This window comes from Corallococcus sp. AB049A (genome assembly GCF_003668885.1).
Classification (GTDB): Bacteria; Myxococcota; Myxococcia; order Myxococcales; family Myxococcaceae; genus Corallococcus; species Corallococcus interemptor.
Window position 1 is genome coordinate 17,458 of the sequence record NZ_RAWL01000020.1, and the last position, 23,386, is coordinate 40,843.

General features: G+C 69.4%; 22 protein-coding genes. 9 read left to right on the forward strand and 13 right to left on the reverse strand.

The window, feature by feature from the left end; genetic code table 11:
* Positions 1-13 precede the first annotated feature (13 nt).
* Together D7X55_RS03985 and D7X55_RS03990 are read left to right on the forward strand one after the other, a co-directional pair.
* Complete coding sequence (locus tag D7X55_RS03985; RefSeq protein WP_121722273.1) at positions 14-535, forward strand: hypothetical protein; 522 nt, start codon at positions 14-16, stop codon at positions 533-535.
* A gap of 47 nt (positions 536-582) precedes the next feature.
* Complete coding sequence (locus tag D7X55_RS03990) at positions 583-2,649, forward strand: S9 family peptidase (RefSeq protein ID WP_121722274.1); 2,067 nt, start codon at positions 583-585, stop codon at positions 2,647-2,649.
* Between the two features lie 3 nt (positions 2,650-2,652).
* Here D7X55_RS03990 and D7X55_RS03995 read toward each other — a convergent pair whose 3' ends face one another.
* From D7X55_RS03995 to D7X55_RS04025, 7 genes are all read right to left on the reverse strand, one after another.
* On the reverse strand, positions 2,653-3,420 hold the full coding sequence (locus D7X55_RS03995) for a hypothetical protein (RefSeq protein WP_121722275.1): 768 nt from the start codon (positions 3,418-3,420) through the stop codon (positions 2,653-2,655).
* Positions 3,420-4,541, reverse strand: coding sequence for a hypothetical protein (locus tag D7X55_RS04000; protein ID WP_121722276.1), 1,122 nt, complete (start codon positions 4,539-4,541; stop codon positions 3,420-3,422). The genes D7X55_RS03995 and D7X55_RS04000 overlap by 1 nt, the downstream gene beginning before the upstream one ends.
* Before the next feature lie 92 nt (positions 4,542-4,633).
* Complete coding sequence (locus D7X55_RS04005; protein WP_120547240.1) at positions 4,634-5,209, reverse strand: GNAT family N-acetyltransferase; 576 nt, start codon at positions 5,207-5,209, stop codon at positions 4,634-4,636.
* Between the two features lie 28 nt (positions 5,210-5,237).
* On the reverse strand, positions 5,238-6,161 hold the full coding sequence (locus tag D7X55_RS04010; RefSeq protein ID WP_121722277.1) for a response regulator: 924 nt from the start codon (positions 6,159-6,161) through the stop codon (positions 5,238-5,240).
* Positions 6,158-7,750, reverse strand: a complete 1,593-nt coding sequence (locus D7X55_RS04015) for a sensor histidine kinase KdpD (protein WP_121722278.1) — start codon at positions 7,748-7,750, stop codon at positions 6,158-6,160. The genes D7X55_RS04010 and D7X55_RS04015 overlap by 4 nt, the downstream gene beginning before the upstream one ends.
* Before the next feature lie 84 nt (positions 7,751-7,834).
* The gene (locus D7X55_RS04020) at positions 7,835-9,088 is read right to left on the reverse strand and encodes an OmpA family protein (protein WP_121722279.1); all 1,254 of its coding nucleotides are present in this window, start codon (positions 9,086-9,088) and stop codon (positions 7,835-7,837) included.
* A gap of 33 nt (positions 9,089-9,121) precedes the next feature.
* Entirely contained in the window at positions 9,122-9,484 is a 363-nt protein-coding gene (locus D7X55_RS04025; protein WP_120547244.1) for a DUF4398 domain-containing protein, read from the reverse strand.
* Between the two features lie 226 nt (positions 9,485-9,710).
* On the opposite strand from D7X55_RS04025, the gene D7X55_RS04030 reads away from it, so the two are divergent.
* Genes D7X55_RS04030 through D7X55_RS04040 form a run of 3 tightly spaced genes read left to right on the forward strand, consistent with a single transcriptional unit; the run spans position 9,711 to position 11,846 of the window.
* Positions 9,711-10,595 (forward strand): 5'-3' exonuclease H3TH domain-containing protein, encoded by an 885-nt coding sequence (locus D7X55_RS04030; protein ID WP_120547245.1) that lies wholly within the window; start codon positions 9,711-9,713, stop codon positions 10,593-10,595.
* A gap of 7 nt (positions 10,596-10,602) precedes the next feature.
* Positions 10,603-11,043, forward strand: a complete 441-nt coding sequence (locus D7X55_RS04035; RefSeq protein WP_120547246.1) for a group II truncated hemoglobin — start codon at positions 10,603-10,605, stop codon at positions 11,041-11,043.
* On the forward strand, positions 11,040-11,846 hold the full coding sequence (locus D7X55_RS04040) for an SRPBCC family protein (protein ID WP_121722280.1): 807 nt from the start codon (positions 11,040-11,042) through the stop codon (positions 11,844-11,846). Before D7X55_RS04035 ends, D7X55_RS04040 begins: the two co-directional genes overlap by 4 nt.
* A 15-nt stretch (positions 11,847-11,861) precedes the next feature.
* On the opposite strand, the gene D7X55_RS04045 is transcribed toward D7X55_RS04040, so the two are convergent.
* Positions 11,862-12,713: a hypothetical protein gene (locus D7X55_RS04045; RefSeq protein WP_120547247.1), complete on the reverse strand. Its 852-nt coding sequence runs from the start codon at positions 12,711-12,713 to the stop codon at positions 11,862-11,864.
* Between the two features lie 130 nt (positions 12,714-12,843).
* Between D7X55_RS04045 and D7X55_RS04050 the strand changes: the two genes are divergently transcribed.
* The 4 genes from D7X55_RS04050 (at position 12,844) to D7X55_RS04065 (ending at position 18,526) form a co-directional block, all read left to right on the forward strand.
* On the forward strand, positions 12,844-13,563 hold the full coding sequence (locus D7X55_RS04050) for a sterol desaturase family protein (protein WP_121722281.1): 720 nt from the start codon (positions 12,844-12,846) through the stop codon (positions 13,561-13,563).
* Positions 13,564-13,610: 47 nt separating this feature from the next.
* Positions 13,611-15,407: an amidase gene (locus tag D7X55_RS04055; protein WP_121722282.1), complete on the forward strand. Its 1,797-nt coding sequence runs from the start codon at positions 13,611-13,613 to the stop codon at positions 15,405-15,407.
* Between the two features lie 135 nt (positions 15,408-15,542).
* On the forward strand, positions 15,543-17,309 hold the full coding sequence (locus tag D7X55_RS04060) for a glycoside hydrolase family 88 protein (protein ID WP_121722283.1): 1,767 nt from the start codon (positions 15,543-15,545) through the stop codon (positions 17,307-17,309).
* Positions 17,310-17,326: 17 nt separating this feature from the next.
* A complete protein-coding gene (locus D7X55_RS04065) occupies positions 17,327-18,526 on the forward strand; it encodes a spore photoproduct lyase family protein (RefSeq protein ID WP_233609567.1) in 1,200 nt (399 codons plus the stop codon).
* Here D7X55_RS04065 and D7X55_RS04070 read toward each other — a convergent pair.
* The 5 genes from D7X55_RS04070 to D7X55_RS04085 form a co-directional block, all read right to left on the reverse strand.
* On the reverse strand, positions 18,447-19,703 hold the full coding sequence (locus D7X55_RS04070; protein WP_167510794.1) for a GntR family transcriptional regulator: 1,257 nt from the start codon (positions 19,701-19,703) through the stop codon (positions 18,447-18,449). The genes D7X55_RS04065 and D7X55_RS04070 overlap by 80 nt on opposite strands.
* Before the next feature lie 524 nt (positions 19,704-20,227).
* A complete protein-coding gene (locus tag D7X55_RS44485) occupies positions 20,228-20,866 on the reverse strand; it encodes a hypothetical protein (RefSeq protein WP_233609568.1) in 639 nt (212 codons plus the stop codon).
* Positions 20,863-21,474 (reverse strand): hypothetical protein, encoded by a 612-nt coding sequence (locus D7X55_RS44490; protein ID WP_233609570.1) that lies wholly within the window; start codon positions 21,472-21,474, stop codon positions 20,863-20,865. The genes D7X55_RS44485 and D7X55_RS44490 overlap by 4 nt, the downstream gene beginning before the upstream one ends.
* Positions 21,475-21,520: 46 nt before the next feature.
* On the reverse strand, positions 21,521-21,853 hold the full coding sequence (locus D7X55_RS04080; RefSeq protein WP_120547252.1) for a hypothetical protein: 333 nt from the start codon (positions 21,851-21,853) through the stop codon (positions 21,521-21,523).
* A partial coding sequence (locus D7X55_RS04085; RefSeq protein ID WP_121722284.1) for an alpha/beta hydrolase-fold protein occupies positions 21,850-23,386 on the reverse strand: 1,537 nt, incomplete at its 5' end. The genes D7X55_RS04080 and D7X55_RS04085, both read right to left, overlap by 4 nt.

The following is a 23,386-nucleotide window of genomic DNA, read 5'->3' on the forward strand; positions in this document are numbered from 1 at the left end:
GGGAGAGGACACCATGAAAAAGACGGGTGAGCAGGAACTGGAAGGGGTGCGGCGGGAGGCCCTGGAGACCGAGGCCCGGTGGCGCGCGCTGGCGGCGAAGCTGGCGGAGCTGGGCGGCGAGGAGATGGACGCGCAGCTCCTGGTGACGTTCCGGAGCGCGCGGGACGCGGGCGCGGTGCCGCCGGACGCGGGCTTCTTCCTGGTGGCGCACATCCTCACGGCGATGGCGGACGAGGCCATCGCGGAGGATCCGCGCGTGCGGATGCGGGCGCGGGAGCTGGACGCGATGGAGCGCGACTACGGCCTCACCGGCGAGGGCTGGCCGGAGGGAGAGCTTCCACCGGAGGACTGGGAGGCCCTGTGCGTGGAGTACGAGCGGGCGTGTGACGAGGCGCGCGCCGCGTTCTTCCGCGCGTACGGCGAGGAGGAGATGGCGCGGCTGTACCTGGACCAGCGCGTCACCTTCCACCACCGCTTCGAGAGCGGGCGCCGCTTCTTCCACGGGCTGCCCATTCTGCCCACGCAGCTGCACTGAGCGGGAGGTAGACTCCGCCTCCCTGCGTGCGTTTCGGGAGGCGGCGGATGCGAGCGGCAAGCCTGGCTGTGGTGGTGGGCTGTTGGGTGTGGGGCGCGCTGGCGTCCGCGGCGGTGCCCTCGCCCGCGCCCGCGCGGATGGATGCCAGCGCGACGTACGACGCGCTCCAGCGCACGGTGCGCATCAAGCAGGTCTCGCTGTCGCCGGATGGCGCGCGGGTGGCCTGGGTGGAGTCGGTGCCGGGGACCGCGGAGGCCGCGCGGCTCCAGGTGCGGGAGCTGGCGCATCCGGAGCGGGCACCGGTGCGCGTCACCGCGTCGAAGGACGGCGCGCCGTGCGCGGAGGGCTCGCTGACGTGGAGCCCGGATGGACGGCAGCTCGCGTTCCTCTCCACGGCGGGCGAGGGCCGGGCGAAGCAGCTCTACGTGGCGGACGCCTCCGGTGCGGGCGGGCCCGCGCGCCGGCTCACCACGATGAAGGGCGTGCTGGCATCTCCGAAGTGGTCGCCGGACGGGAAGGCCGTGGGGCTGCTGGTCATTGAAGGCGCGGAGGACGCGCTGGGGCCCCGGGGCCCCGCGGCGCGTGAGACGGGCGTGGTGCAGTCGTCCCCGCCGGTGAAGCGCTTCGCGGTGGTGACGGTGGAGGACGCGCGGCTGCGGCTCGTGTCGCCCGCGGGGTTGTTCATCCACGAGTACGCGTGGAGCCCGGAGGGGGCTCGCGTGGCGGTGACGGCGTCGCTGCCGCCGGGGGATGCGAACTGGTGGACCGCGCGGGTGTACGCGGTGGAGACGGCGACGGGAGAGACGTCGCTGTTGCACGTGCCCCGGTGGCAGGTGGCGGAGCCGGCCTGGAGCCCGGATGGACGGCAGCTCGCGTTCATCGAGGGCCTGATGAGTGACGAGGGCAGCACGGGCGGGGACGTGCTCGTGGTGCCGGTGCCGGAGCGGCTGGCGGCGAAGGTGCGGTTCGGGGAGAAGGCGGCGCTGCCCGCGAAGGTGCCGCCCGCGCGGAACGTGACGGAGGGGCTGAAGGCGACGGCCACGGACCTCTTCTGGCCCACGGCGGAGCGGCTGGTGTTCGGGGCGCAGGCGCAGGGCGAGGCCGCGCTGATGGCGGTGGCGCCTGGCGGTGGGGACGTGAAGACGTTGTGGAGGGGCCCGGAGCGCGTGACGGTGTCGCTGGGGAGGGACGGGGTGACGAGCGCGGTGGTGCGCGACTCCATCACCCAGGCGCCGGAGCTGTGGACGGGGCCGGTGGGGAAGTGGAAGCAGGTGACGCGCCTCAATGCCGGCGTGCGCGTGGCGGTGGGCGACGTGCGCAGCGTGACGTGGACGAGCGGTGGGCAGCAGGTGCAGGGCTGGCTGGTGCTGCCGGTGCCGGATGGGTCCGGGCGCAAGGTGCCCATGGTGACGGTGGTGCACGGAGGGCCCGCGGCGGGCGTGCTGCCGGGGTTCAACCCGCAGACGGTGTTGTTCGCGGCGAGGGGCTACGCGGTGTTCATGCCCAACCCGCGAGGCAGCTATGGCCAGGGCGAGGCGTTCGTGCAGGCGAACCGCCGCGACTTCGGCTTCGGAGACTTCGACGACGTGCTGGCGGGGCTGGATGCGGTGCTGGCGTCAGCGCCGGTGGATCCGGCGAGGCAGGGCATCACGGGGTGGAGCTACGGCGGCTTCCTGACGATGTGGGCGGTGACGCGGACGCAGCGCTTCCAGGCGGCGGTGGCGGGCGCGGGCATCGCGAACTGGCAGAGCTACTACGGCACGAACCACATCGACACGTGGATGCTGCCGTACTTCGGAGCCTCGGTGTACGACGAGCCGGAGGTGTACACGCGCTCGTCGCCCATCAACGGCGTGAAGCAGGTGAAGGCGCCCACGCTGGTGCTGCACGGAGAGCGGGACGTGGAGGTGCCCGCGTCGCAGGGCTACGAGTTCCACAAGGCGCTGAAGACGCTGGGGGTGAAGACCCAGCTGGTCATCTACGCGGACGAAGGCCACAGCCTGCGCAAGCCGGAGCACCAGAAGGACCGGCTGCTGCGCACGCTGGACTGGTTCGACGCGAACCTGCCGGCGGCGCAGGATTCGAAGCCGAAGGTGCGGGCTCCCGCGCGGTGAGCTTCAGAGCTCCGCGAACAGGTCGACCGCTGCCTGGGCCAGCAAGGCCTGCTCGTCTGGATCGAGGCTCGCCGCGTAGCGGATGACGTCACGAGGGCCGGGCGCCTCCGTGCTCCAGAAGAGATGAAGCAACCGGGTTCGGAGCGCCCGCCCTTCTTCACCTGCCTGCAGCAGGGACGCACGCACGGCCTGGGGACCTACCAGCTTGACGTAGGCGAACAGGTCGAAGCTGTCCTTGGTCTTGTCAGGTCGCAGCTCACGCTTGGCGCGTTCCTTCATCGTCAGGAACCCCGTGGCATCCGGTAGCAGGATCCGCAGGGGCTTTCCTTCGAGCAGGACCACGGCGTGACCGCGGCGGAGTGCCAGCCGCGCATCGGGCAGGGGCGTCATGCCCGTGGGCAGCTCGTCGGGGGCGACGTCCTTGGGGGCGAAGAGGTCCAGGTCCATCTGGCCGCCGGGGAGGGGCTTCGACCAGCGGAAGTGCCGCGACCTCGCATATCCCCTCTGCCGGAGGACCTGTGGAAGTCGCTCGGCCATGAAGTCCGAGCCATCCACGTCGAACAACAGGTCCGGCTCGTATGAGAAGCCCCGCTCGACCACGATGCCGGTATCGGTCTCGATGGAGATGACCCCGGTTCCACCCCGTTGGCGGGACTCCAGCGCGAGGACCTGCCCGCCAATGAGCATGATGCGGCTGGAGAGGTCTCCCAGATCGAGCATCAGCTCGCCCAACTCACCGAGGATTTCGTCGAATCGCTCTTCATCCGTCATCAAGACTCATCCGAAAGGGGGAGGGCCCGTGCGAAGCGCCGCACCAGTTCCTCCGCCTGTTCGGTTCCCCTGCCGCCACTCTGGTGGAAGTCCACGACCAGCTGGGGCAGCGCGACCGCTGGACCGTGCGGTAGCAGTCGCTGTGCATGGTAGATGCCGCCCGCGTCGGTCTCGGCGGCTGGCTCCGGGCGAAGCACGAAGAAGTTGTGCGGAGTCATCCGGCGCAGTCCAAAGGCCGAGACGGCTGTCTCAAGAGCGCCGGACAGGTAGATGCCGTGAGGGATTCCGGAGACGGATCGTTCGTCGGCGTGCAGGGCGCTCGCCAGCGTGAAGGTGGAGCGGATGCCCTGGGCGGTCAGCGAGGCATGGGCCTTGTTGAGCAGCGCGGGGGTCGTGGATGGCGCGTTGAACCCTTCACGGGTGACAGCTGTCGGCTTGTCGCTCGTCAGCCATGCCCTCAGCAGGGACACCGGATCCCGAAGCCGGAAGCCGGTGCCGCGGCCTCCTTCGACGAAGCCTTCCTTCAGGAGTCGCGTGGTGACCCCGTGCGCATAGGAGTAGCTCGTCTGGGTCTGCTCGGAGAGTGCGCGAATGGTCCAGCGATGGCCGGGCGACTGGAGCAGGACGCGCACGACCCGGCATCCCTTGCCATGAAACAAGGGCTCGCGAGGTGTTCGCTCCAGCGGCCGATGCCCCTGCACCCGGATGAAGGTGCTGCCCGTGCGCAGGAAGAACGTTCCCCGCATGTCGATGAGGCCCAGTTCCTCACGCTCACAGAGTTCGATGACGCTGGCGGAAGCCGAGTCCGTGACGAGCATCGGCAGGCGGAAGATGGGCAGCGAACGCGGATCCGCGTCCCTGCGTTGAAGCTGCTCGCGCAGGGTGGACAGCTTGTCACGCTGGCTCAGCACGTCCGCCGGGAACAAGGGGGCGCGATACCCCAGCAACACCGGAACGCGAATCTCCGGGAGCTGGACCTCCGCGAGGTCATAGAGGGATTCCCCTCCGGGGCCCACCCGGGACACCACGACGGCCTCCTGCTGCACCAGCTTGATGCCACGCGGCAGCGGCGGCGGATTGCGCCAGAACTCGTCACGGAGATGGGTAGGTCCGGGTCTCATTCAATTCTGTCGATATTCGCCAAGGGCCAGCGAAAAGCGCGGAGAAAGGCGTCGTTCTCCGACAATATCGACAAAATTTGGACGCTTGCGTGTCAGGGCTCGGCGGGGGCCACGAGCGAGTTCAGCACGTGGTCCCGCCACTGGCCGTTGATGAGGAGGAAGTCGCGGGCGTAGCCCTCGGGGATGAAGCCCAGGCGGCGGAGGACGGCGGCGCTGCGCAGGTTCTCCGGCAGGTGGTTGGCCTGGAGCCGGTGCAGGCCCATGGCGCCGAAGGCGAAGTCGCAGAAGGCGCGGAGGGCTTCGGTCATGAGGCCCTTGCCCTCGTGGCGCTGATCCAGGCCGTAGCCCAGGTCCGCGGCCTGGAGTGGCCCCCGGCGGATATGAGCGAGCGTGGCGTTGCCAATGACCGGCGCGAGCGCGAGGGGTTGGCCCCTGGGGAGGATGAAGACGCGCAGGGACAGGTCGTGGCGGAAGTCCTCGCGGTCCTGGGCCAGGCGCGTGCGCCAGTAGGCGGTGGAGAAGAAGGTCGGCGGCCGGGCCGGAGACACCGGGCCCAGGTGGTCCTTGTTGGCCACGTGGTACGCGAGCACCCGCTCCGCCGCGTCAGGCGGCAGCAACATCAGGTGCAGACGCTCGGTGGTGAGCAGGACGGGCGACTTGTCGATCATGGCGGACTGGCGACGATGGGCGCTTGAATCAGGCGGGGCCGTTGCCGCTCATGACGGCGTCTTCGTGGAGCTTCTTGAAGGTCTCGTTCCGGTTCGTGGAACGCACGAGCGCGTCCAGTTCCGTCGGGCCGATGGCGACGACCAGGTGGTCGTCCTTCCGGAAGGTGGCGGAGCGGGTGTGAAAGCCCTCGGTGAAGCCTCCGGCCGCGACGAAGAAGCCGAGGCGGCAGCGTCCCCCGCGGTTCCAGAGCTTGTCGCGGAAGATGACCAGCTCCCCGGGGCCGACGTGCTTCGACCAGTTCTTGCACTCGACGAGGATGTAGCTGCTGCTCTCGCGGGCCCAGAACGGATCCTGGGATTCGTTGCGGATGACGATGTCGATCTCTTCGTCCGCGCTGGTCCGGTTGGTGCTGGTGTTCATCAGGCCCGGCACGGTCTTGAACAGGAGGACCAGGAGCTCTTCCAGCAGGCGGCCCTTGCGGTTGCCGTTGGTTTCAGACCGGCAGGCGGCCCACAGGTCCTGGATCTCCTTCTCCCGCTGGGCGTGGGTGAGTGAGGCGAGGCGCCGCTCCCGCACGGCTTCGGAGGCATTGCGCACCTTGATGCGCAACATCATGGGGAGGGTGGGGACCTTCTCCAGGTAGTCGTAGGCGCCGTCCTTGAAGGCCCGCTCAATCATCTTCGCGTCGGCATACGCGGTCGCGACGATGACCTTGGCGCCCGTGGGGACGATCTCTGAAATGAGGTCGATGCCGGAATCGCCTCCGGTGGAACCCTGGAGGCGCTGGTCGAGCACGACGACGTCCCAGGTGGATTCCTGCAGGCGGGCCTGGGCAGTCTTCCGGTCTGGAGCCCATTCGACGCGGTAGCCCTCGGGGACGAGGATGTCCTGGTAGGTCTCGAAGAAGGGCTTCTCGTCGTCGACGACGAGTACGGTGCCTGGAGAAGTCATCGTGGTGTCCTCTCTGCCACAGGCAGGCGCATCCGGAAACGGGCACCGCCATCGGGTTTGTCCACGCAGGCGACTTTGCCGTGCAGTTCGATCTCGACGACCTCCTTGACCAGGGCCAGACCTTCACCCGCGCCACCGGAGCGGAGGGAGATACCGCGCTGGAAGATGCGCTCGCGGTCCTCGGGACGGACGCCGGGACCGTCGTCGTCCACGGTCAGGAGGAGGTTCCGCTGGTTGTCCTCCAGGATGCAGTCGATGACGACTTGCTTCGCGCCGGCCTGCTCCGCGTTCCGCAGCAAATTGACGATGGCGAGGACGAATCGCTCCCGGTAGCCCGACAGGGAGGGGAGGTCAGGGGCTACATGAAGCTGGGTGCGCAGTGACGTGGCAACACTCGCGACCGCATCCGCCAACACGCGGAGAACATCGAAACCTTCGGGCGCACGTGCTGCCAGTTCAGAGGTCTTGAGCAGATCCGTGACGAACTTCAGTGCGCGGTCAATGCCCGGGTCGATGCGAGGGCGGAAGCGGGCGACCTCCGCTTCAACCTGACTGCCCACCACGGAGCTGTAGAGCGACCCGAGAGCGATCTGCGCCGGAATGAGTGCGTTCCGGATCTCGTGAACGACCAGTCGTGCTTGTCGAGCGGTAGCGATGGCCGAGGAGTTGAAGACCATATCGAGACCTGGCCTGCCGCCACCTTCCTTCTCCAGTGCGGTCAGCGATTCGTCCTGGCTGAGCGTGGCCGCGAGAACGGAGAAAGGCGTTTCCGTAGGCGTCAGCAGGGCTTCCAGGAGACGCTTGCCTTCGTTCAGGAGCCTGTATCCGCTGTATGGATCGGATAGGTCGTTCATGCCCTCGATGTATTCAAGGACGCCCAGCGACCCAAGCCGCCGGAGAGTCGCCCAGGAGTGCGCGAGCCCGGACTCATCCCACGTGCTCTCGAGACGAATGTCTTCTGGGATTTGGAGAAGGTGCCTGGCGGTTTCCCTGCTCAGTCGCCAGTCATCAATGGGTCCCATCGATTGAGCGACCTCGACTTGGAGAAGCCACTGGATGGCGTCTCGTCCGCTCAAGCCCAGAAGGACTTCCCCGATGGGCCCCACTTCATGGCGCTCTCCTAGTTGGCGAATGGCGCGAACCTCTATCGCGTACTTTGCGACCCCGTTGAGTTGTGACGTGCCTCGAGGAGGCCCTTGATGCCAGGCCTTGTCGGCCAGACGGTCAATCTCCAGTCGACGCGTCAGCGATGAAGCGGGCCCGTTGAACCCCATGCGACGCGTCATTCCGAGGAGCACATGCTCTTCAATGACACTGCGTGGTTCACCATGCAGAAAGCCTTCCTGGAGCAGGATGGCAAGGTTGATGGCGAAACTCACGACGCGATCATCCGAAGTCCATTTTCGATGGAGGTCGAACAGGAGTCCGGGGGGAAGTTCCCCGGGTTCTCGCTCAAAGTGTTCGACGAGTCGGATGAACTCCGCACGCACCCATTTGGCTTCTGGCACGAAGAGACTTGAGGCCGGCCGGCCGTCCTGCGCCGAGCGCACGCTCTGAAGGTACTCTTTCAGGTCCTCGATGAAGCTCATGGCTCGGCATCATTCCACCAAATGGGATGGGCCCGCCGCGTTCTCTCCGCGACGGGCCCTGGCTCTGCGCTTCAACTCAAACGGCTACTGGCCGTGGTCCATGGGCTGCTGGGGTACCTGCTGCGGTGCTGAGCCACCGCCCGTGCCCTGCTCGGGCTGGGGGCTCTGGTGGTCGGTGCCCGTGCCGTGCGGCTTCGCGTCCGTGCCGCTGCCGCCCGCGTTCTGGCCCTGGTCCTGGTCGCCCTGCGTGCCGCTGCCTCCCACGCCTCCGCTTCGCGACGGCTGCGCTCCGGCCACGTTGCGCTCCACCACGATCTCCACGCGGCGGTTGTTGGCCCGGCCCTCCGCCGTGCTGTTCGAGGCCACCGGGCGGGTCTCACCCACGCCTCGAATCTGGATGCGGTCCGGCGGGACGCCCTGGTTCACCAGGAAGTTCTTCACGCTGTCCGCGCGGCGCTCCGACAGCTGGTCGTTGTAGTCCTCCGAGCCTCGCGAGTCCGTGTGGCCTTCGATGAGCAACGGGCTCTTCGCCTCCTTCAGCGCCGTCGCCACCTCCGACAGCCGGTCGCGCGCCGCGGGCAACAGCTCCGTCGCGTTCGTCGCGAACAGCACGCTGCCCGACAACGTCACCACCGTGCCTCGCGCCTCCTCGCGCACCTTCACGTTCTCGTCCTGCAGCTTTGACAGCGCCTGCGTCGCGCGCTGCTCCGCCTGCAACCTCGCCTGACGCTCCTGCTCCAGCTCCTGCGTGCGCTGCTGGAGCTGCTGGTTCAACTCCGCCAGCCGCCGCGCCTCGGCCTGCTGCTGCTCCAGGCGCCGCTGCAGGTCCGCTTCCATCTGCTGGCGCTGCTGCGCGTCCGCCGTGCGCATCCGCTCGGCTTCCTGCGCGCGCTGGGCTTCGAACTGCTGACGCTGGGATTCGTACTGCTGGCGCTGCTGCTCGTACCTCGCGCGCTCCTCCTCCTGCTGACGCGTGAGGTTCTGCGCGCGCGCCTCCTGCTCCTGACGCAGGAGCGCCTCGGCCTGCGCCCGCTGCTGCGCGGCCAGGTCCGCCTCGCCGCGCGCCTGGGCAATCTCCGCCTTGCGCAGGGCCACGTACGCCAGCGAGCGCGTCGTCACCGACCCCTTGCTCTCCGCGTACTCGTTCTCCGCCTCCTGCAGGGCCGCCCGGGCCGCCGCCACGTCCGCGGGGCGCTCGCGGCCCTCGGGGCTCGTGGAGACTTCGCGGTAGGCCTGGCGCGCCGCGGTCAGCTCACTGGGCGGAGGACCGTGCGCACACCCCACCGAGAGCGCCGTGACTCCCGCGACCGCAAACCATCCAAGTTTCCAACGCTGCATGACTCGCTCCTCGCAAAGCTCAAGGTGGGGGACTCACTGACGGTTGCGGAGGGACTCGGCCTGCTCGCTGGCCCGCCGCGCCTCGTTCTTCAGGGGCACCGCCCGGGCCAGCGCCGACGCCAGGTCCGCGTCCGCGGCAGCCTGGCGGAAGCGCAGCTCCGCGGCCTCCTGCTCGCCCTCCCGGACCAACCGCTCACCGTCGGCGATCTGCTGACGCGCGAACTCCAGATGCCTCGCGGCCTCGGGCACGTTCGGCGCCTGCGAGTTCTCCGCGGAGCGCAGCGCCGCCTCCGCCTGGACGCGTTGGTTGTGGGTGGACGTCGCAATCACCTGCTTGCCTGCACAGCCAAGGGCCGCGATGGAGAGCAGGGCGGCGGCGAACAGCTTCGGGCGCATGGATCACCTCATGCCGGTGGGAAATGCTGGGACGCTCCGGCGCGGCCCAGAGGGAGTTGGTTTGGAAAATGGGACCCGTGCACCCACTCGGCATCGGCGACCCGTCCCCACCCGGCACGCTGGCCAAGGGGGTTGACAGGCGTCGTGTAGGGAACGAGGCGCGCCCCACTGAGACGCTGTGCACGGGTTGCTGGCCGCGCGGCGGAAGGGGCGCTAGAGGGGGAACATGCGCCTGCACCTCGTGGACGGCACGTATGAGCTGTACCGGGCCCACTACTCGCCCCGGCCGGGCACCACCGCTCCGGATGGACGCGACGTGAAGGCCACCGCGGGCGTGATGGACTCGCTGCTCGCCCTGCTGCACGACGAGCAGGAGGCCGTGACGCACGTGGCGGTGGCGTTCGACAACCCCATCCGCTCGTTCCGCAACGCGCTGTTCGCTGGTTACAAGGGAGACGAGGGCGTACCGCCGGAGCTGCGCGCGCAGTTCGACCTGGTGGAGGAGGCCGTGGCGTCCCTGGGCGTGCGCGTCTGGTCCATGAAGGACCAGGAGGCGGACGACGCGCTGGCCACCGCGGCGGCGCGCTGGGCGGGCGAGGTGGAGCAGGTGCGGCTGCTCACCCCGGACAAGGACCTGGGCCAGTGCGTGCGCGGCCAGCGCGTGGTGCAGGTGGACCGGCGGCAGCAGAAGGTGATGGACGCGGACGGGGTGAAGGCGAAGCTGGGCGTCGCGCCGGAGAGTGTTCCGGACCTGCTGGCGCTGATGGGCGATGACGCGGACGGCATCCCGGGGCTGCCGGGCTTCGGGGCGAAGGGCGCGGCGGCGGTGCTCCAGGCGTATGGACACCTGGAGGCCATCCCGGACAACGCCGCGGAGTGGACGGTGAAGGTGCGGGGCGCGGACAAGCTGGCGGCGACGCTGAAGGCATCTCGCGACGACGCGCGGCTGTACCGCACGCTGGCCACGCTGGTGGAGGACGCGCCGCTGCCGGGCACGGCGTCGCTCGCGGACCTGGAATGGAAGGGCGTGCCGGAAGCGCGCTTCAAGGCGTTCTGTGAAGGATTGGGATTGAAGAGCCTCCAGCGCCGGCCAAAGCGCTGGGCGGCATGAGGAAGCCATGAGCATGGAATTGAAGCCCCCGCCGTCTGACGGCTGGGTCCCCACGCTGGACGACACCCCCTTCACCCGCATGGGCGGCGAGCAGGCCGTCCACGCGCTGGCGGAGGCCTTCTACGACGTGATGGACGCGGAGGAGCCCGCGCTCGCGGCCATCCACGAGCTGGACGCGGAAGGGAAGGTGAACCGGGGCACGCGCCAGCGCTTCGGCATGTTCCTGGTGGGCTGGCTGGGCGGGCCGCAGCACTACAGCGCGACGCACGGCCACCCCCGGCTGCGCATGCGCCACGGCCACCTGCCGGTGGACACGGCGATGCGGGACGCGTGGCTGCGCTGCATGCAGAAGGCCATGGACAAGCAGGGCATCACCGGCGGCCTGCGTGGCTTCCTGGATGACCGCTTCGCCCAGGTGGCGGACTTCCTTCGCAACACGGAAGGATGAGGTTCACCGAATCCATCCGCATCACCTGTCCGCGCGAGCGCGTCTTCGCGTACACGCAGGACTACGGACAGCGGCTCGTCTGGGACACGTTCCTGCGTGAGGCGGTGCTGATGGACGGCGCGACACAGGCCGGGCCGGGCGTGAAGGCCTGGTGCGTGTCGTGGCACGGGCTGGGGATGGAGACGGAGTACGTGTCCTTCCAGCCGTCCCTCGCCACGCCTGCCCAAACCGGCCGCCTGAGTGCCTGCCCGCCCGGCAGTGGCCGGACGGGCGCCGAGCCCCCACCCTCTGGTTTTCACCACCGGCATCGGGGGATGGGGTCCATGCGAACGAACACTGAACTCTGGACGGCGGCGGGCTTCGGCGTCCTCGCCGGGATGCGCAGCATGACGGCGCCCGCGGTCCTCACGCGTGAGCTGTCGCGCAAGCCGACGCGCGCGTTGAAGCGGGCCCTGCCGGGCCTCACGTCGAAGAAGGTGTCCCAGCGCCTGGGGCTCCTGGCGCTCGGTGAGCTGGTGGGGGACAAGAACCCCAAGGCTCCTCCGCGCACCGCGCTCCCGGTCCTGTCCGGCCGCATCCTCTCCGGGGCCGTCACCGCCGCCGCGGTGTCACGCAAGCGCAAGGGCGCGCGGATTGGCTTCGCCCTCGTCGGCGCCGCCACCGCCATCGCCTCCAGCTACTTCTTCGTCGGCTTCCGCCGCCTCCTGACGCAGCGGCTGCGCGTGCCGAACGTGGCCGCGGGCCTCATCGAGGACGGCCTCGCGCTGGCCCTGGGCTCCCGCCTCACGCAAGCGCTGAGGTAGGCCCCGCGCCCTGGCTCACCCCGGTGCCTTGCCGGCGGTGAGCCGCGCCTCCAGCCGCGCCAGCACCGCGTGCTCCGCCCGCGCCCGCTCCGCCAGGGGCGCGAAGAGCAGCCGCGAGCGCAGGCCCATGCCTTCCGTCAATTCGAACTGGCGCAGGTCCTCCGGCAGCGCGAGCAGCACCTCGCCCAGCGGCCGCACCCGGTGCAACTGGTACGACCCCGCCGCCTCCAGCGCGCGCACCACGTCCGCCACGGGCTCCGCGCGGGCCATGGCCTTGCGCGACTGTTCCTCGTACCGCAGGCCCGCCTCCACCCGCTCCTCCAGGTCCGCGAGCACCGCCGCCGACGTGCGCTGCGCCTCCTTCACCAGCCGCAGTGGATCCAACGCCCGCTCCACGCGCCTTCGCACCGCCGGGGACAGCGCCCGGGCCCGGCCCTCCACACGCGACAGCACCGCGTCGCGGTAGCTCGCCGCGAAGCAGACCACGAACAGCGCCTCCTCCAGCGGCGCCCGCTCGCGCCCGGCCAGCCCTTCCGCCAGCGAGCACAGCCCCTCACCGGTCAGCACGTACCGGCGCCCCCGGGGCAGCCCCTTCACCGGAGCGCTGGTGCCCGCCTCCGCGTGGCCCGCGCGCACCAGCCGCTCCAGCGTCCGCCGCACCTGCGTCAGGTCGATGTCCTGCGAGGGCCGGGTGACGTCGTGCTCCACCCAGTTGGTGAACAGCAGGAAGTAGAAGCGCACGTCCGACACGCGAAACCCGCCCGCGCGAGCCCCCGCTCCATGCGCCGCGAGCAGCGCCGCCTGCACGAAGGTGGCCTGCGTGTCGATGTAGCCCAACCGGGCCGTCAGGGTGCTGTTCCGAGCCATGCCCGGGAGGATGCCAGCCCCCGTTCCTCCCGTCCCAGCCCTCCCAGGTGACAGTGTCAGTCCGGGCGAAAGCCATCTCCCGGAAGGTCCTTCGTAGAAGGGGCTGGTCCGAAATCACGGAAGGATTCCCATGCTGCCCTGGCTCGTGCTCATCGCCGGTTTCTGCTTTCTCATTGAACAGCTGTCCCTGGGGTGGAAGCTGCCCCGCGTGCGCGGCTGGCATTCGCGGGTGGTGCTCATCAACCTGGCGCAGGTGGGCGTGGTGGTGTTGGGCGGCTACACCTGGGAGCGGTGGTTCTCCGCGCACTCGCTCTTCCACCTGTCCCGGCACGTGAACCCGGTGGTGGGCGGGGTGCTGGCCTACCTCATCGCCACGTTCGTCTTCTATTGGTGGCACCGAGCGCGGCACGAGAGCGACGTGCTCTGGCGCTTCTTCCATCAAATCCATCACAGCCCGCAGCGGCTGGAGGTCATCACCAGCTTCTACAAGCACCCGCTGGAGATGACGGCCAACAGCCTCATTGGCGGGCTGCTCGTCTACACGGTGCTGGGATTGAGCCCGGCGGCGGGCGCCGTCTACACGGCCTGCTGCGCGCTGGGCGAATACTTCTACCACACCAACATCCGCACCCCGCGCTGGGTGGGCTGGTTCTTCCAGCGTCCGGAGATGCACCGCATCCACCACGAGTACGGCAAGCACAAGAACAACTACGGCGACCTCCCCATCTGGGACATGTTGTTCGGCACCTACGAGAACCCCGCCACCTGGGACGCCGCGTGCGGCTTCGACGACGCGCAGGAGCAGCGGCTGGGGGACATGCTCGCCTTCCGCGACGTGCATCGCTCCTAGGCGGTGGCACACTGGCGTCCCCTTCGCTTCATCCGTGAGGTTGCGCCATGAGCAGCTCGCGTCGGCAGTTCCTGACCCACACCGTGATTGGACTCGCGAGCACCGCCGTCTCCGCGGCTCCGGACGCGGGCACGTCCGCACCGCCGGCCGGTGCGCCGCCCACCTTCGGCGCGGGCCCCACGGTGGGCCCGGAGGTCAGCCCCACCACCTTCGCGGAGGCCGAAAAGCTGATGCAGGTGCAGCTCACGCCCGCCGAGCGCACCCAGGCCGCCAGCAACTGGCGCGTGTCGCTGGCCCCGCTGCACGAGCGCCGCACCGGCCCGCGCAAGCTCGCGCTGGAGCCCACGCTGTCGCCCGCCTCGCAGTGGAACCCCTCGCTGCCAGGACTCAAGTCCACTGTCCCCGTGAAGGCCCGCTTCGTCCGGAGCCGCGACGCGAAGCTTCCGCTGCCCGCGAAGGAGGAGGACATCGCCTTCGCGCCGCTCACGCAGCTGTCGCGCTGGGTGCGGTCGCGCGCCATCACGTCGGAGCGGCTCACGCAGCTCTACCTCGCCCGCTTGAAGCAGCATGATCCGAAGCTCCAGTGCGTCATCACGCTGACGGAGGAGCTGGCGCTCCAGCAGGCCCGGCAGGCGGACAAGGACCTCGCGGCGGGGCGCTACAAGGGCCCGCTGCACGGCATCCCCTGGGGAGCGAAGGACCTGGTGGACACCGCGGGCATCCGCACCACCTATGGCGCCGAGCCGTTCAAGGACCGCGTCCCCACCACGGATGCCGCCTCGGTGGCGCGGCTGCACCAGGCGGGCGCCGTGCTGGTGGCGAAGCTCAGCCTGGGCGCGCTCGCGCTCAATGACATCTGGTTCGGCGGCGAGACGAAGAACCCGTGGCTGTTGGAAGAGGGCTCCTCCGGCAGCAGCGCGGGACCGGGCGCGGCGACGGCCGCGGGGCTCGTGGGCTTCTCCCTGGGCAGCGAGACGGGCGGCAGCATCATCTCGCCGTCCATGCGCTGCGGCATCACCGGCCTGCGCCCCACCTACGGCCGGGTGCCGCGCTCGGGCGCGATGACGCTGTGCTGGTCACTGGACAAGCTGGGGCCCATGACGCGCGGGGTGGAGGATTCGCTCCTGGTGCTCGCGGCGCTCCATGGCGCGGACGCGGGTGACGTGGCGAGCGTGTCCGCGAAGCTCGACTTCGACGCGAACGCGCCCGTGAAGGGGCTGCGCGTGGGCTACGTGCCCGCGTGGATGAAGGAGAACCCCGCCACGGACGTGGACCGCCAGGCGCTGGAGACGCTCAAGGGGCTGGGCCTGACGCCGGTGGAGGTGCGGTTCCCCGACTGGCCGTACTCCGCCCTCAACGTCATCCTCTTCGCGGAGGCCGCCGCCGCGTTCGAGGAGCTCACGCTCAGCCACGGCGTGGACGCGCTGAAGATGCAGACGCCGGACGCGTGGCCCAACCTCTTCCGCCAGTCCCGCTTCCTGTCCGCGGTGGACTTCGTCCAGGCGGACCGGCTGCGCCGCAAGGTGGCGCAGGAGATGGCGCGCATCATGTCCCAGGTGGACGTGCTGCTCGTGCCCTCGCTGCGCGACGAAGCCCTCACCATCACCAACCACACGGGCCACCCGTCCCTCACGCTGCGCACCGGCTTCGTGGAGGTGTCCAAGGCCCGCAGCGACTGGGCCCCGGACCCCAAGCGCCCCATGCCCACGTTCAGCACGCCGCGCCGGGTGCCCCATGGCGTGACGCTCATCGGCCAGCTCTTCGACGAGGGCACCCTGGGCCGTGTTGGCATCGCCCTGGAGCGCGCGTCCGGTGTGGCCGGGGAGCGCCCGCCCGGCTTCTGAGGCCGAGCGTCGGCTGACGCACGCCAGGGCCCTCCCCCAAGGCCGGGGGAGCGGACAGCCAGCGACCCCCGGGCCCCTGTTCCCCGGGGTGGCACACCCGCACCTTCCGCGCCGGTCAATGCAAGGGGAGGGTGTATGGGATTGCCAAAGCCGGGAGTGAAGCTGTGGTGGATGTTGGCGTTGCTGGTGGCGCCGGTGGCGAATGCCTTCACGGACGCGGACGCGGTGCGCGTCTTCACGTTCGCCCGGGCTCAGCTCGCGGACACCATCACGGAGATGCCCAGCGTGAACCGCTCTCCCAAGGCCTCCACGTCCAGCGGGACGTGGACCACGGTGGCCAACACGGACCGCATCGCGTGGACGCAGGGCTTCTTCCCCGGGAGCATGTGGTTCATGTTCCAGGTGGCCAACGAGCCCTACTGGCGCGACCGCGCGGACATGTGGACGCGTCCCCTGGAGGTCCAGAAGACCAACACGGAGACGCACGACCTGGGCTTCAAGATGTACAACAGCTACGGCAACGCCTACCGGCTCACCGGCGACCCGTACTACCGCGACGTGCTGCTCACCTCCGCCGCGTCGCTGGCCACGCGCTACAACAGCACCGTGGGCATCATCGATTGTTGTGATTGGAACTCGAACTGGAACATCCCGCTCGTCACCGACACGATGATGGACATCGAGCTGCTGCTCTGGGGCGCCCAGAACGGCGGCCCCGCGGTGTGGCGCACCATGGCGGTGAACCACGCGCTGCGCACGCTCCAGGACGCGGTGCGCGCCAATGGCAGCTCGTTCCACTACGTGGACTACAACAACAACGGCACCATCCGTTCGCGGGGCACCTTCCAGGGCTACTCCACCACCTCCACCTGGGCGCGCGGGCAGGCGTGGCTCATCTATGGCTTCACCATGGTGTACCGCTACACGGGGGATGCACGCTTCCTCACCGCGGCCCGCCGGGTGACGGACTACTACCTGGCGAACCTGCCCGCGGACCGCGTGCCCAACTGGGACTTCAACGCCCCCAGCCAGTCCAAGGACTCCTCGGCCGCGGCCGTCGTCGCGTCCGGCCTGCTGGAGCTGAGCAGCCTGGAGACGGACGCCACGCGGCGCACGACCTACCGCAACGCCGCGCTGGCCATGCTCGACTCGCTGGCGTCGCCCGCGTACCTGGCGCAGGGCACCAACAGCCCGGGCCTGCTGCTGCACGGCGTGGGCAACTTCCCCGCGGGCCAGGAGATCAACGTCAGCCTCATCTACGGTGACTACTACTTCCTGGAGGCGCTGCTGCGCTTCAACCCGCGCCCCAACTACCCCTGGTACTCGAAGCTGAGCCTGCCGCGCGGCCAGCACCTGCTGGGCACCACCAACACGGGGACGCGCATCGTGGAGTTCGACCTCACGCCCCTGGCGGACAACCTGGGCGGCGGCGTGGTGGGGTGGACGGACAGCTCCACGGAGGTCACGGCCTTCAACCGGCTGAACATGGCGCTGCGCATGAGCGAGGACGGCATCTTCCAGGTGCGCAACGGCGCGGGCTACTCGTGGATCCGCCGGGTGCCGTACGTGCGAGGCCAGACGTACCACTTCCGCATGAACGTGGACCTGCTCGCGCAGCGCTACACCGTCTGGGTGACGCCGCCCGGCGCCGCGGAAGTCCTCCTGGTGGACCGCGTCGCGTTCCGGTCGGACGGGCCGCCCATCAACGACCTGGGCCGCGCCGCGGTCATCTCCACGGTGACGGACAGCGACTTCCGGGTGAACAACCACCGCGTCTACGCGCCCACCGCCAGCGTCGCGGCCGCGCTGAACGCCCCGGCCCCGCTGCCGGAGGCCCTGTGGAAGGCGCTGGACGCGCCGGCCCCCATCTCCACGGGCCCCGCGATTCCGTCCGAGCGTTGACAGCAGGCGCCTGTCCGGTGGCCCGCCCGTCGTCGGGGTGGGCCACCGCGGGTGCATGGGAGGCGGAACGCGGTTACATCCGCCGGGTGACGAACCTGGACCTCTTCCTCCCGGAACCCGCCCCGCGCCCGGCCGCCGTGCCCCGGGGCCCTGGCCCGCTCGACCGGCTGCTGAAGGTGTCGCGCATCTACCTGGAGCCCGGCGTGCGGGAGTCCGCGCGAGGCCGGGAGATTCTGGAGCGCTGGCCGGACGCGGAGCAGGTGGAGGTGGCCTCGCACCAGCACATCCCCGGCCTCTTCGGCAACGAAGGCAACGTGGAGGCCTGGAACCGCATCAAGGGCAGCACGCTGGTGCTGGGCGTGAAGAAGACGCTGTCGTTCATCGCGAATGACCGCAGCTCGGACTTCATCGCGCCGTCCACGGCGAACGGCTGCGTGATGGCGTGCGCGTACTGCTACGTGCCGCGCAACAAGGGCTACGCGAACCCGGTCACGGTGTTCGTGAACATCGACCGCATCCAGGAGGCCATCCGCAAGCACGCGCACAAGCGCGGGCTCAAGCTGGAGCCCAACACGGTGGATCCGCACGCGTGGGTCTACGACATCGGGTGCAACAGCGACTGCGCGGCGGACGCGGCCATCAGCGACAACGTGCGGGACCTGGTGCGGCTGTTCACCACGCTGCCCAACGCGAAGGCCAGCTTCGCCACCAAGCTGGTGAACCGCGAGCTGCTCACCTACGAGCCCAAGGGCAGGACGCGCATCCGCTTCAGCCTGATGCCGCACGCGCCCGCGAAGCTGCTGGACGTGCGCACCAGCCCCATCGCGGAGCGCATCGCCGCCATCGACGACTTCGTGGCCGCCGGCTACGAGGTGCACCTCAACTTCTCCCCGGTCATCCTCCACGACGGCTGGCAGGACGCCTACGTGGAGCTGTTCCAGCAGATTGACGCCGGCATTGGCGAACGGGCGAAGCAGCAGCTGGCGTGTGAAATCATCTTCCTCACGCACAACGCGGGCCTGCACGAGGTGAACCTGCGCTGGCACCCGAAGGCGGAGGAGCTGCTGTGGCGGCCTGGAATCCAGGAGACGAAGGTGTCCCAGGGCGGCGGCGTCAACGTGCGCTACCGCACCGGGTTCAAGGGCCGCCACGTGGCGGAGTTCCAGGCCCTGCTCGCGAAGCACCTGCCGTACTGCCGCGTGCGCTACGCCTTCTAGGCAGTCCGCCTGGAAGCCAACGCGTCAGCACAGGGCCCACGGCGCGGCCAATGAGGCGCCAGGGATACGCGGCCCACCGGAGGCCGGCCTCCAGAAGCGAAGCACCCGGACCTGCCTGACACTCGGACACGCTTCCCAAATCCGCTCGCGTCACATCCTCTCCGACGTACGCCATCTCGGGCTTGCATGGAGCGAACATCGAGGCGGTAGGAGACCGAGGCGCCCCATGGTCCGGCGCCAGGTCAAGGGCTGCCACCCGGGGACAGGGCACCCCCGGGAGTGCTTCGGTGTCCCTGGAGTCATGTGCCACTGGGCCAGGGCCATGCACCTCCAGGCAGGGGCGTTCCCCTATCGCGTCATCCGGAGCGGTGGCTGCGGCAAGAGCTTCGGCTTGAGCGATGGCTGAAGCAAGCTCGCTCGGGAGTTTCTCCTGGGAAGGATGGGCCGCGGGGGAAACAGGCTCCTTGAGAGCAGGAGCAAAGGCGTCCAGCACAAGGTCGTCGCAAGCCTTCATCAGCGCCGGCAGCTCATGCTGGAGGGCCCGCGTATCGCGATCATGCAGGGCATCCTTCGCGCAGTTCACCCACTGGCGCAGCGGCTCACCTCCCAGAAGAGGCAGCAGCTGGGCCGCGCCGACCATGAAGGCCCGCTGCAGGGATTGCACGAGGAGCACATGCCCGGGCCGGTCTGCTACTCGCGCCGCCAGCCGCAGCAACTCGAATTCCACCCGGGCGCAGTAAGCCCCCGACTCCCAGCGTGCCGCGTCCCAAAGCCCGAAGCAGATGCTCCCCAGTTGGTCCAGGTCCCGCTTGGAGGCCCGTGCGCAGCAGTCAGACAGCAGCTCCACCAGCACCTGCCGCCGGAGGCTGAAGTAGCCCTCCAAGAGCCACCGGGCCTGCGGCGAGCGCGTGTCATGCAGCGCCAGGCCCAGGTTCTCCAGCGTCAGCGACTCATCCAGAGGTACCGCGCGCGTCTTGCGTCCAGGCCTCTGCACCACCAGGCCCCGTGCCGCCAGCCGCCGCAGCGCTTCACGGATGGTGCCCCGGCAGACGTCATAGCGACGCGCCAGCTTTGCTTCCGAGCCGAATCGCCCGCTCGGGTGAATCCGTCCCAACGCGATGTCGCGCTCAATCTGCGCTTCCACGTACGCCACGAGTCCGCCGTGCCCCATCCCCATTCCCCTTCCTCGTTCCAGCATCGCCATCCAACCACAGGGGTCTGACATGGACGCGTGGGGCCCACCGCCCGCGTCGGCTGACTGGAAGGGGCGCCCTCCGGAGCCGGACGAAAAAAACCTGTCCGACTGTCGGACAGGTTTTTTAGCAACCGCCCCCGGCCGGGCGCCTCTGCCCGAGGCTTGGGCCTGGCGTCCTGGCGCGCACGACATGGCGGCCTGCAGCTGTGCCTCGCGAGGTGCATCGCTGGTTCATTCGGCGCGACCTGTCCAACTGTCAGACATGTTCTTGGGCTCTGCCGGCGTCCCGCCCCTGACCGTCAGATGCGCACCTCGTCACGGCCCACTGCTGTGTTCCGTCAGGCACGCGCCTTCCCGTTGAAGCGGCGCGGACCTGTCCGACTGTCGGACAGGTTTTTCGGCGACCGCCCCGGCGGGGGCTCTGGCTCCGCGAGCTGCGCGTCATCGCGGAGCACCTTGGACCGCCGCATGGGGGGATGCGGGTGCCCGGTGCTTGCTTGAGCTGCTCAGTACTCGTGCTGGATGAGCCAGAACACCGCGGTGCGGTGCGACACGGGGAAGTACACGATGTAGAGGTTGTGGAAATCGTGCGCGCCCGCGGCCACCAGCGGGTCGTCGTAGAAGTGCGCCACCTGCGGCACCTCCGTGCCGTTGCCCAGCTCCTGCGGCAGCACCTGGCCCAGCTCCGGGAACATCCACCCGATGCGGCCCGCGAAGTCCGGGTACGTCAGGTCCGGCTGCCGTGTGAATTGCACGCGCTGATTGGACGACAGCTCCGGCAGCGTGGCGAAGGCGCCCTCCACCACCCAGTCCAGCTGCGTGGGCTGCGTGCCCGCAACGAAGGGCACGTTGAACGTCCAGAGGGACTCGTCGCAGTAGTTCTCACCCGCCTTGCACCGCGCGTGGCCCGTGGCCCGGGCCTCGTTGATGGCGTCGTTGTCCTCCAGCGCCGTGAGGGGCAGCGGGCCCGCGCCGTAGTAGCGCTGGTAGAAGTCCTTGCACACCGGCCACATCCGCGACGTGAAGGCCGCCTCGCCATTGGCGCACCAGGGCTTCTGACCGGAGGACACCGCGCACTGCGACAGCCAGGCGTCGTGCGCGTCCTGCGCGTCCGTGCACTGCGGCAGCGCCTGCGCGGGCGTCACCCCTGCGTCTCCACCACGCTCTCGTCACACACCTCGATGCGCGTGGCCACGTCCAGGTCGCACGCGGTGAACAAATCCTCCTGCGCACAGGCTCCGTTGAGACAGCCCAGCGCCAGGCGGAACTTCTTGCCCGCGCCCGTGCCGGTGCTCACCACCGCCAGGTACTCGCCGCCCTGGGCCAACGTCAGGCTGGCCACCTTGGACAGCTGGCCGTAGCCCGCGTCGTCGTCCTGCGCGAGCACCGTGGTGCCGTAGCTGCCGCTGGCGTTTTTCGGGCCATGGATGAACAGGCCCGTGTCCAGGTACATGCTGCTGCCCAGGTGCGTCACCTCCAGGCTCACCCGCGCGCCCGCGGCCACGTTGAAGCTGAAGGACAGGTACTGCGGGTTCGTCGTGAACTGCGTCTGCACCGCGTCGTTCAGCCCCACCGGACCCAGGTACGGCGTGCTGTCCACGATGTTGCCGCTCGCGGGCACGGGGGGCGGATACAGGATGGACTGCGTGCGCTCACCGACTTCCGCGGAGGCTTCCAGCTCCTGGGATGGACCACACGCCGCCACGAGCAACGACGGCACCAGCCACCACAGCCGACTCCAGGCGTGACGCATGCAACACTTCCTTCATGTCTTGGGGGGAATACAGCCTACAGCCGGTTCACGGCTCCTGGGACAGGCCCTGGAACCAGGCGGCGTACGGCGTGTTGCGCACGAGGCGCCGGTTGAGGTCCGGCGTGCCGTCCGTCCACCAGGGCGGGCCTCGCTCGCCCAGGCCCACCTTGGCGCGGTGCACGCGGTCGCGGGCCCTGCGCTCCAGGGCCGCGTCCTTCGCGCGCTTCGCCCGGCCCACGTCGGCGCGGGCCCGCATCAGCGCGGCCACCAGCAGCTCACGCTGCCGGGGCCCGAGCGCTGGATTGCTGCGGCGCCACAGCCGCCCGTCCACCACCAGGTAGCGTCCATCCGGGGTGGTGGGGGGCGGCGGCTTCGTCACTGATTCACGGGATACAGGAAGCGCAGGATGTCACCGAAGCGCGCGCTCCACGCGGCCTCGTTGTGCTGGCCTCCCTCCACCACCGTGTACTTGAGGTCGCTGTCCAGCACCCAGCCCTTGGCCACCAGCGCGTCACGCAGCGCGTTCGCGTCCGCCACCGTCTCCGCTTCGTCGCCGTCGCCTTCCTTGGTGCCAATGTCCTCCCAGATGCGCAGCGCGGGCTTCGTGGTGAGCGCGTTCACCTCCGCGATGATTTCCCGGTCCGCCCACCACACCGACGGCGACACCACGCCCAGGCGGCTGAAGACGTCCGGGTGCTTGAGCCCCAGCGACATGGACACGAGACCGCCCAGCGACGAGCCCGCGAGCCCCGTGAATTGCGCCTCCGGCTTCGTGCGGAACTCCGCGTCGATGCGCGGCTTCAGCTCCTGGATGAGGAACTGGCCGTACACGTCCGCGCGGCCCGCGTCCGGGTACTTCGGAGCAGGCACGGGCGTGTACTCCGCGATGCGGTCAATGGTGTTGTAGATGCCCACGATGATGAGCGGCTCCACCTGGCCGGACTCCACCAGCGCCTGGGCTGTCTCGTCCACGTTCCACTCGCCGGCGAACGCGGTGTTGTTGTCCATCAGGTTCTGGCCGTCGTGCATGTAGAGCACCGGGTAGCGGCGCGAGGTGTCCGCCTCGTAGCCGGGCGGCAGCCAGATGATGACGTCGCGCGGCTTGAGGGTGGCGTCCGTGGGCGTGACATTCTGCAGATAGCGCACGTTGCCGGTAAGCGTAGGCGTGGTGTTCGCCCAGCTGCCCACCGCAATGGACACGCGCTCGAAGCCGCCACTGGTGGTGAAGGTGTGGTTGTCCACCTCAGCTCCCGTGTCGCTCTTCTCCACTGTCTTCCACGAGCCCAGCGTCATCTTGAACTCCAGGCCCGTGCCCGCCGCGAACGTGACGGCACCGGCGTAGGCGTTGTCCACCGCGGGGTAGAGCTCCACCTCCGCGCCATTCCAGTTCCCCAGCTCCGGCTGGTTCCCTGTCAGCCACACCTTGGCCCCTGCCGGAGTGGTGTCCGGTACCTGGACGATGAACACGGTCCTCGCGCCTGTCTGCCCCCCCTCCGCGCCGAAGCGCTCCACCGTGAGGGCGACACGCTCCTCGTTCTCCTGGACGGTGAGGGTGTGGTCCGCCTCCGGCGTCCCCTGGGCGTCCAGCGCCACCTGGGGCGTGGGCGCCGTCATCCGCACCGCGTAGGTGAAGGCGGTGTTCTTGGGCAGGCGGGCCTTCAGGCTGAACTGACGGCCGCCCTGGTAGACCATCTCCAGACCCCGTCCGTCCGTGCCCTGGAACGTGGCGCTGGGACCGGTGAGGAAGATGGCCGCGTCCACCGGCGTCTCCGGCGGAACGGTGAGGTCGAACTGCACGTCGGAGAAGAGCTGCTCGACGGGCGGCTTCGGCTCGTTGGAGGAACAGCCCCAGAGGGCCGTCAGCGCCAGGACGAGCAGCAGGGTGGGCCGCGAGGGCCGGGAAGGCGACATG

What these genes read in the sequence shown, in the direction of transcription:
- D7X55_RS04025 (WP_120547244.1), bottom strand. Translation starts at nt 9,484, where the DNA reads ATGCGCCCGAAGCTGTTCGCCGCCGCCCTGCTCTCCATCGCGGCCCTT.
- D7X55_RS04070 (WP_167510794.1), bottom strand. Translation starts at nt 19,703, where the DNA reads ATGGGGATGGGGCACGGCGGACTCGTGGCGTACGTGGAAGCGCAGATT.
- D7X55_RS03990 (WP_121722274.1), top strand. Translation starts at nt 583, where the DNA reads ATGCGAGCGGCAAGCCTGGCTGTGGTGGTGGGCTGTTGGGTGTGGGGC.
- D7X55_RS04060 (WP_121722283.1), top strand. Translation starts at nt 15,543, where the DNA reads ATGGGATTGCCAAAGCCGGGAGTGAAGCTGTGGTGGATGTTGGCGTTG.
- D7X55_RS04015 (WP_121722278.1), bottom strand. Translation starts at nt 7,750, where the DNA reads ATGAGCTTCATCGAGGACCTGAAAGAGTACCTTCAGAGCGTGCGCTCG.
- D7X55_RS04020 (WP_121722279.1), bottom strand. Translation starts at nt 9,088, where the DNA reads ATGCAGCGTTGGAAACTTGGATGGTTTGCGGTCGCGGGAGTCACGGCG.
- D7X55_RS03985 (WP_121722273.1), top strand. Translation starts at nt 14, where the DNA reads ATGAAAAAGACGGGTGAGCAGGAACTGGAAGGGGTGCGGCGGGAGGCC.
- D7X55_RS04055 (WP_121722282.1), top strand. Translation starts at nt 13,611, where the DNA reads ATGAGCAGCTCGCGTCGGCAGTTCCTGACCCACACCGTGATTGGACTC.
- D7X55_RS04005 (WP_120547240.1), bottom strand. Translation starts at nt 5,209, where the DNA reads ATGATCGACAAGTCGCCCGTCCTGCTCACCACCGAGCGTCTGCACCTG.
- D7X55_RS04030 (WP_120547245.1), top strand. Translation starts at nt 9,711, where the DNA reads ATGCGCCTGCACCTCGTGGACGGCACGTATGAGCTGTACCGGGCCCAC.
- D7X55_RS44490 (WP_233609570.1), bottom strand. Translation starts at nt 21,474, where the DNA reads ATGCGTCACGCCTGGAGTCGGCTGTGGTGGCTGGTGCCGTCGTTGCTC.
- D7X55_RS04040 (WP_121722280.1), top strand. Translation starts at nt 11,040, where the DNA reads ATGAGGTTCACCGAATCCATCCGCATCACCTGTCCGCGCGAGCGCGTC.
- D7X55_RS04000 (WP_121722276.1), bottom strand. Translation starts at nt 4,541, where the DNA reads ATGAGACCCGGACCTACCCATCTCCGTGACGAGTTCTGGCGCAATCCG.
- D7X55_RS03995 (WP_121722275.1), bottom strand. Translation starts at nt 3,420, where the DNA reads ATGACGGATGAAGAGCGATTCGACGAAATCCTCGGTGAGTTGGGCGAG.
- D7X55_RS04050 (WP_121722281.1), top strand. Translation starts at nt 12,844, where the DNA reads ATGCTGCCCTGGCTCGTGCTCATCGCCGGTTTCTGCTTTCTCATTGAA.
- D7X55_RS04010 (WP_121722277.1), bottom strand. Translation starts at nt 6,161, where the DNA reads ATGACTTCTCCAGGCACCGTACTCGTCGTCGACGACGAGAAGCCCTTC.
- D7X55_RS04045 (WP_120547247.1), bottom strand. Translation starts at nt 12,713, where the DNA reads ATGGCTCGGAACAGCACCCTGACGGCCCGGTTGGGCTACATCGACACG.
- D7X55_RS04035 (WP_120547246.1), top strand. Translation starts at nt 10,603, where the DNA reads ATGAGCATGGAATTGAAGCCCCCGCCGTCTGACGGCTGGGTCCCCACG.